6 protein-coding genes are annotated in these 7894 nt (G+C 40.4%); 2 read left to right on the top strand and 4 right to left on the bottom strand.

The window, feature by feature from the left end; genetic code table 11:
* Nucleotides 1-70 precede the first annotated feature (70 nt).
* The 4 genes from hemG to pepQ are packed head-to-tail and all read right to left on the bottom strand — an operon-like array spanning nucleotide 71 to nucleotide 4084.
* Nucleotides 71-595, bottom strand: a complete 525-nt coding sequence (gene hemG / locus PSE72_RS17490) for a menaquinone-dependent protoporphyrinogen IX dehydrogenase (RefSeq protein ID WP_115166576.1) — start codon at nucleotides 593-595, stop codon at nucleotides 71-73.
* A 60-nt stretch (nucleotides 596-655) separates the two neighbouring features.
* Nucleotides 656-2107, bottom strand: coding sequence for a Trk system potassium transporter TrkH (gene trkH / locus PSE72_RS17485; RefSeq protein WP_004914863.1), 1452 nt, complete (start codon nucleotides 2105-2107; stop codon nucleotides 656-658).
* Nucleotides 2108-2135: 28 nt separating this feature from the next.
* Nucleotides 2136-2750 carry an IMPACT family protein gene (locus tag PSE72_RS17480; protein ID WP_004914864.1) on the bottom strand — a complete coding sequence of 205 codons (615 nt, stop codon included), beginning with the start codon at nucleotides 2748-2750 and terminating at the stop codon, nucleotides 2136-2138.
* On the bottom strand, nucleotides 2750-4084 hold the full coding sequence (pepQ, locus tag PSE72_RS17475) for a Xaa-Pro dipeptidase (protein ID WP_004914865.1): 1335 nt from the start codon (nucleotides 4082-4084) through the stop codon (nucleotides 2750-2752). Before pepQ ends, PSE72_RS17480 begins: the two co-directional genes overlap by 1 nt.
* A gap of 257 nt (nucleotides 4085-4341) precedes the next feature.
* Here pepQ and fadB point away from each other — a divergent pair, with 257 nt between their 5' ends.
* Both fadB and fadA read left to right on the top strand, forming a co-directional pair.
* Complete coding sequence (gene fadB / locus PSE72_RS17470; RefSeq protein WP_115166575.1) at nucleotides 4342-6534, top strand: fatty acid oxidation complex subunit alpha FadB; 2193 nt, start codon at nucleotides 4342-4344, stop codon at nucleotides 6532-6534.
* Between the two features lie 4 nt (nucleotides 6535-6538).
* Nucleotides 6539-7705: an acetyl-CoA C-acyltransferase FadA gene (gene fadA / locus PSE72_RS17465; RefSeq protein ID WP_115166574.1), complete on the top strand. Its 1167-nt coding sequence runs from the start codon at nucleotides 6539-6541 to the stop codon at nucleotides 7703-7705.
* Nucleotides 7706-7894 lie beyond the last annotated feature (189 nt).

The following is a 7894-nucleotide window of genomic DNA, read 5'->3' as shown; positions in this document are numbered from 1 at the left end:
ATTTATTTTACTAAGCGATGATTTATTAAACAAATCACACAGAATAACTACGTTTTGTTGAAATTACGAACTACAAACCATCAAATTCAACAGTGAATTCAGCAACCTTTTCCCAGTTAGTATATTCAATCTCTGTTTTTGGATCGGTTGGGCCATCCGTCATTTTCATTATTAGACGAATCATCATTCTATCAAACCATGTATAACGTGGATAAAACAGCGCTCCGGCAAAAACAGATTTCAATGTAGGCTTCCAAGGACATGCTTCTAAAAATTTTCGCGTATATGCATTGGTCTCTACCGTATTCTTGCCTTCTTTTCTTGCAGTCAAATTTACAGCAAAAAAACCCGTCTTCATTGAGTTCAATTGATTTTGATGAGAAAGCACGAAGCGTTGTAGTTTTTTATTAAAATGCCCATAACGAATGGATGCCCCTACTAATACTTTATCGTAGCCTGATAAATTAAGCTGTTGGTCAGTATTTAAATCACGAATATCACATTCACGACCTGAGTTTCTCAGTTGCTCCGCCATTTTTAGAATAATTTTTTTAGTTTGCCCATCCGTACTGGAGTGTAAAAGTAAGTAGCTCATTATTGTTCCTAAATTAATATCATTTCTATATAGGTAATATTATTTATTAATTGTACCCAACTATTCACGCCAAAAAGTGGGAGTCAGTAGCACTAATAAAGTGAAAACTTCCAAACGCCCAAATAACATCGTGACAACTAATATCCATTTGCCTGTAGGGTTCATCGTTGTGAAATTATCAGCCACAGTCCCTAACCCTGGCCCTAAGTTATTCAGTGTCGTTGCAATTGCTGAAAAAGCAGAGAATTCATCAACCCCTGTAGCAATCAGTAATAATAAGCTGACGACAAAGACCAGTGCATATGCAGAAAAGAACCCCCAAACAGCTTCGATGATCCTTTCAGGTAATGCGCGTTGCCCTAATTTGATTGTGTAGACTGCATTTGGGTGAACTAGGCGCTTTAACTCACGCGAGCCTTGTAAGAAAAGTAACAATATACGAATAACTTTTAACCCACCACCTGTCGAGCCTGCACATCCACCAACGAATGCGGCGCACAATAGCAGCATAGGTAAAAAAAGAGGCCAACCAGAAAAGCTATCTGTCGTAAATCCAGCCGTTGTCGCCATGGACACGACTTGGAAGAATGCCTGATCAAGTGTTTGACCAAAGCTACTATAAACAGAATGGAACATAAGTACTAAGGTACAAATAACCACCAAGACAAACTGGAAGCTAATAAACATTCTAAATTCAGGATCGCGCCAATAAATCCCTAAACTACGTCCAGTTAATACTGCAAAGTGCAAACCGAAGTTACAACCAGAGATAATCAGGAAAATACCAATGATAGTGTTAATCGCAGGACTATTGAAATAACCAATACTAGCATCGTGAGTTGAAAACCCACCAATAGCGATAGTCGAAAAGCTGTGAGAAATAGCATCAAAAACATCCATACCGGCTATCCATAGAGCAACCGCACAGGCAATGGTTAGCAGTACATAGATAAGCCATAATGTTTTTGCTGTTTCTGCAATACGAGGCCGCATTTTATTGTCTTTCAAAGGACCCGGCATTTCTGCACGATATAGCTGCATTCCCCCGACACCCAAAAGTGGTAAAATTGCAACGGCAAGTACAATAATCCCCATCCCCCCAAGCCATTGAAGCATCTGCCGATAAAATAAAATAGCTTTGGGTAGGGAATCAAGCCCTGTTAACGTTGTCGCACCTGTAGTCGTCAAGCCTGAAAACGATTCAAAAAAAGCATCAGTTACCGAAAGATTAGGTCTTTCAGAAAAAATAAAAGGTAATGCCCCTACGCTTCCCAGTACCGTCCAAAATAAAACAACGATAAGAAAGCCTTCTTTTGCTTTCAGTTCGTGCCGGCTATTACGGGTTGGTAGCCACAAAAAAAGGCCAATTAGCAAAGCAGTAACAAAAGTCTGGCTAAAAGCTCGCCCTGCACCATCACGATAAATGAGCGCAACAATACCAGGAATAACCATGGTAAAAGAAAAGATGATGACAAGCAGCCCGACTATACGGGTTATTGCACGAAAATGCATTCGGCAGGTTCCTTGATAAAACTGTTTACTATTGTGATTCTGACGTGAGCGTTAAGGCTCCACGGCTTATATCGCGTAATTTATCATTGGCTTCCTGCTCAAGAGTAGCAGGAATTGCAATTTGTAAAGAGACAGTTTCATTATAATCACTGTGTAAAACTGTGCCATTCACTTGGACAAGCAGTTGTTCAATCGCATTAATCAATGAATAGTCGCACACTAAATTAAAGATTTTTTGTGGTACTTTTGTCTTTGTTGGTAATATTTTTAATGCTTGCTGGGCACCATTTCCATAAGCTTTAACTAGCCCACCAGTGCCTAGTTTTATCCCACCAAAATAACGTACAACAACACAGGTAACCTCCCCTAGATTGCTACCTAATAGTTGCGCCATGATGGGTTTTCCTGCTGTTCCTGTCGGCTCTCCGTCATCAGAGAACCCTAATTTTTGTGAATCATCAGGCCGACCAGCAACAAATGCCCAGCAATGGTGCCGGGCATCTGGGTATTGAGCTTTAATCGATTGAATGTAATCTTTTGCCGCTTCAATACCATCTGTATGAGCTAAATACGTAATAAATTGGCTTTTTTTGATTTCTTCTGTAAAAGAAATGGTTTCAGCCGGTATTAAATAAGGTTTCATTAACGTAAATGTAAGTCTCGAGTCATATTCTCAATACGATTTGCATGGATCACGATATTATCTTCAATGCGGATCCCACCGTAAGGTTTGAAGAACTCGATTTTATCCCAATTAAAGTGTTGGCTGAACTCCCCATTTCTCCATTCAGATAACAGAGATTCAATAAAGTAGAGCCCAGGCTCAATAGTTAACACCATTTTAGGTTCTAAAACACGAGTACAACGCAAGAATGGATACATTTTAGGAGCTGCGAGATGAGTACCACTATCATCTTGCATAAAACCTGCAGCATCATGAACTTGTAACCCAAGTGGATGGCCTAAACCATGAGGTAAAAATGGCGTTGTTAAGCCACTTTCCACCATCGACTCTTCGCTAATACCTTTAACAATATCATTTTTAATCAGTATCTTAGCAATCCTATGATGCATATCCACGTGATAATCAGTATAGCGGACACCTGCCTTAATCGTATCAATTAAAGCAAGCTGCTCTGTGTTGACATCTGCAACCAATTCAGCAAATTCGTCTTTACCTTTCGCCGCATAAGTTCTCGTAATATCAGCAGCATAGCCATTATATTCAGCGCCTGCATCAATAAGAAAACTGCGTAATTCGTTCGGCACAGTTTGCTGTAGTTTCGTGTAATGTAATACCGCCGCATTTTCATTCAGCGCAACAATGTTACCATAAGGCACATTGGTATCTCGATGACCGGTAGATTGTAAGTAACTGACATTAATATCAAATTCGCTCATACCTGCACGGAATGCTTCGAGAGCAGCGAGATGCCCATTTACAGCCATTTTTTGAGCTTCTCGCATACAGTAAAGCTCATAATCTGTCTTATAAGAACGATGATAATGATAGTAATCTAAAACCGATTTGGGATTGATATTATGCAAAGAAATCCCTAAAGATTCTGCTCGTGCCGTTGCTGAGCCTATATAGGCAACATTTTCTTTTGATAAGCTTGCGAGAAGCGTTTTGATGTCATCCGCATTTTTTAAGTGGATTAGCTCAATATCTTTGGTCCAAAAACTGTTCGGTAGTGGCTCAACACTATGCCAATAGTCAACGGGGGAATAAAACCATAGCTTAGGCTTATTTATACCATCAACTAATAACCATGAATGTGGAACATCGGTAACAGGTACCCACGCTTTGAAATGAGGGTTAACTTTAAACGGATAGTCGCTATCATCAAGAAAGATGCGTAGGGGTTCACCTGAATGAATCAATATGGCATCTAATTTGCTGCGCTGTAAAACTTGCTGAGTTCTGTTTTGTAACGTTTTAATGTGTTCAGCGTAGAGTGCAGTCAGTTTTTCCATTTCCTTCAACCTTTCAGCATTAATTAGAAAAATTAAGCTTACCACGTTCTGTTATTAACGGATATGCACTCTGTTGCAAACCCTAATTAATTAATTGATATATAATACATTTATCATTTAAATCATTAATTATTTCACTTAATTGCTGTGACCAACCTTCCATTTTTGTCATTAATCATTTGCAATTAATTAACATTCTAGTCACACTCTTTTCATCTGGTCGTACCAGATAACACTACCACGTAGAGGAGAGCAGAATGCTTTATCAAAGTGACACTATCTATATTCAATGGTTGAAACAAGGGATTGCAGAACTGGTTTTTAACTCACCAGGGCCAATTAATAAATTGGACACCCACACCGTTGCTTCACTTGATGAAGCCGTGTCTGTTCTTGAGCAACAAACCGAGCTGCAAGGTGTAATTTTCCGTTCTGATAAACCCGCTTTTATTGTTGGCGCTGATATCAAAGAGTTTCTGTCACTCTTTGAAGCATCAAAAGAAACACTAAGTGATTGGTTACACTACGCTAACAGTATATTTAATCGTATTGAAGACCTGCCTGTTCCAACGATTTGCGCCATTAATGGCTATGCACTAGGTGGTGGTTGTGAATGTGTTTTATCCACTGATTTTCGTATCGCCTCCCCTGATGCCCGAATTGGGCTTCCTGAAACGAAACTTGGGATCATGCCTGGCTTTGGTGGGTCTGTTCGGCTACCTCGATTAATTGGTTTGGATAGCGCATTAGAAATTATTACTGCGGGTAAAGATATCGATGCCTCTCAAGCTTTAAAACTTGGCCTTATTGATGCCGTTGTTAATACAGAAGCTCTCGCACAATCAGCGCTACAAGTCATTGAATCTGCAATCACCGGAGCCTTCAATTGGCAGCAAAAACGCCAACCTAAACTTAGCCCTCTGCAATTGAAACCTATTGAGCAAACGATGAGTTTCAATGTCGCTAAGGGAATGGTGTATAAGGTTGCAGGCAAACACTATCCAGCCCCTATGGCGGCTGTGAATACAATAGAAAAGGCAGCAAATTGTACCCGCGATGAGGCCTTAAAGCATGAAACAGCAGCATTTGTTCCTCTAGCGCATAGTGATGTTGCACGTGCGTTAGTGAGTATTTTTCTAAATGACCAACAAGTTAAGTCAAATAGTAAAAAGATCGCACAACGTATTGAGATTCCAACACATGCCACCGTATTAGGTGCAGGAATTATGGGCGGAGGCATTGCTTATCAGTCTGCCAGCAAAGGCGTACCTGTTTTAATGAAAGATATTAATGTTAAGTCATTAGAATTAGGGATTGAAGAGGCACAAAAGCTATTAAATAACCAATTTGAGCGTGGAAAAATTACAGCTGTAAAAATGGCGGCGACCTTATCATCTATTCATCCTTCATTATCTTACAATGGCATAGAAGATAGCCAAATCGTCGTTGAAGCCGTTGTTGAGAACCCTAAAGTCAAAGCTGCTGTATTATCTGAAGTTGAGTCCTTAGTAACAAGTGAAACTATACTGGCTTCAAATACATCAACTATTCCAATTTCAACCCTTGCTAAATCACTAAAACGCCCAGAAAATTTCTGCGGAATGCACTTTTTTAACCCTGTGCATCGAATGCCATTAGTCGAAATTATTCGTGGAGAACAAACTTCTGATAACACTGTTGCTAAGGTTGTTGCCTACGCCAATAAAATGGGGAAAACCCCTATTGTTGTCAATGATTGCCCTGGCTTCTTTGTTAACCGAGTACTTTTCCCTTACTTTGCTGGCTTTAACTTACTGTTACAAGATGGGGCTGACTTTAGAGAAATAGATAAAGTCATGGAAAAAGAGTTTGGCTGGCCAATGGGACCTGCTTATCTCCTTGATGTGGTTGGTATTGATACTGCTTTTCATGCAGAGCAAGTTATGGCTCAAGGTTTTCCTGAACGAATGGGAAAAAAAGGCAAAAATGCCATTGATGTGATGTATGAACAACAACGCTTTGGCCAAAAAAATGGCCAAGGGTTTTATCAATATGAAAAAGATAAAAAAGGGAAACCGAAAAAAGTTGATGATCCGCGGACGGATGAACTACTTGCTACTATTTGCTCAACAAGACGCTCTTTCACCAAAGAAGAAATTATTGCTCGAATGATGGCTCCAATGATCAACGAAGTTGTTCGTTGCTTAGAGGAAGGCATTATCCAAAGCCCTTCGGATGCAGATATTGCTTTAGTTTACGGTTTAGGCTTTCCACCATTTAGAGGGGGAGTATTCTGCTATTTAGATACCTTAGGTAGTCAATCTTACTTAAAAACAACGGAATCTTTGCAGCACTTGAGTCCTCTATATCACGCGCCTAGCGGCTTAAAAGAAAAAGCGGCTACTAATGCAAGATATTACCCACAGCCACCAGTAGTGGCGATTGATGTCAAAAAAGTTGCGAGAGGTTAATTCTATGGAAAATGTCGTCATTATTGATGGAATACGTACACCAATGGGCCGTTCAAAAGGTGGGGTATTTCGCCATGTTAGAGCTGAAGACCTTTCTGCGCACCTCATGAATGCGATTTTTGAACGAAATCCAAACGCAAGTAAAAAAGAATTGGATGACATCATCTGGGGTTGTGTTCAGCAAACACTAGAGCAAGGGTTTAATGTTGCTAAAAATGCAGCATTACTCACAGATATACCTCATACGGTTCCTGCCGTTACAGTAAATCGCCTTTGTGGTTCATCAATGCAAGCGATACATGATGCGAGCCGGTTAATTATGACAGGTGATGCAAAATCAGTACTCATTGGTGGAGTTGAGCATATGGGCCACGTCCCAATGACTCATGGTATAGATTTCAACCCTAAACTGACTTTACGTGTTGCTAAAGCCGCTGGAGCGATGGGATTAACCGCTGAAATGCTTGCCAAAATATATAAAATTAGCCGAGAAGAGCAAGATGCATTTGCATTAAGGTCTCACCAACTTGCAGCTCTAGCAACGGAAAAAGGGAAGTTCAATAACGAGATCGTTCCAATTAGTGGCCATGATGCCACTGGTAACCTCATTTCGGTAAATTATGATGAAGTGATTCGCTTTGATGCAAGCCTTCAAGGTTTGGCTGCTCTTCGCCCCGCCTTCGATCCTGCTAGTGGTACAGTGACCGCAGGTAATTCATCTGCTCTATCTGATGGTGCATCTGCGATGCTGCTAGCCAGCGAAAGTTATGCCACACAGAAAGGCATTAAGCCTAGAGCTAAAATACGCGCGATGGCAGTTGTTGGCTGCGATCCATCGATCATGGGATTTGGCCCAGTACCAGCAAGTGAACTCGCTTTAAAGCGCGCAGGACTAACTTTAAATGATATTGATATTATTGAATTAAATGAAGCTTTTGCAGCGCAATCTATTGCATGCTTAAAAGGCTTAAAGCTATCAGAAAATCAACTAGATGATAAAGTAAATCTCAGTGGTGGGGCCATTGCGCTAGGCCACCCTTTGGGATGCTCAGGAGCAAGAATTTCAACAGCATTGCTTAATCAATTAGAACAAAACGATAAACAATTTGGTTTAGCCACCATGTGCATCGGGTTCGGCCAAGGTATTGCTACAATTATTGAGCGTGTTTAACAATTTAGTTTTCGCAAACATTGTATTTTGTCTATGTTCCCGCCTAGTCAGGGGCGGGTTTTTTTTGCATTTTTCTGGTCAAATAGCCACGAAAAATTTAAAGATTATCGATAGGCGGTAAGTGAATGAGACCCTAGGAGCATACAAAAGTATGTGACTAGGGCGAATGAGCGAAACCAACACCCCTAC

It is taken from the genome of Providencia sp. PROV116 (assembly GCF_028482485.1).
Lineage (GTDB): Bacteria > Pseudomonadota > Gammaproteobacteria > Enterobacterales > Enterobacteriaceae > Providencia > Providencia rettgeri.
The sequence above is the reverse complement of the archived record's forward strand: the minus strand, read 5'-3'. Positions and strand labels throughout refer to the sequence as shown.

Bases quoted from the DNA above. Each gene is read 5' to 3' on its own strand.
- fadA (WP_115166574.1), top strand. From the start codon at position 6,539: ATGGAAAATGTCGTCATTATTGATGGAATACGTACACCAATGGGCCGT.
- pepQ (WP_004914865.1), bottom strand. From the start codon at position 4,084: ATGGAAAAACTGACTGCACTCTACGCTGAACACATTAAAACGTTACAA.
- hemG (WP_115166576.1), bottom strand. From the start codon at position 595: ATGAGCTACTTACTTTTACACTCCAGTACGGATGGGCAAACTAAAAAA.
- fadB (WP_115166575.1), top strand. From the start codon at position 4,342: ATGCTTTATCAAAGTGACACTATCTATATTCAATGGTTGAAACAAGGG.
- trkH (WP_004914863.1), bottom strand. From the start codon at position 2,107: ATGCATTTTCGTGCAATAACCCGTATAGTCGGGCTGCTTGTCATCATC.
- PSE72_RS17480 (WP_004914864.1), bottom strand. From the start codon at position 2,750: ATGAAACCTTATTTAATACCGGCTGAAACCATTTCTTTTACAGAAGAA.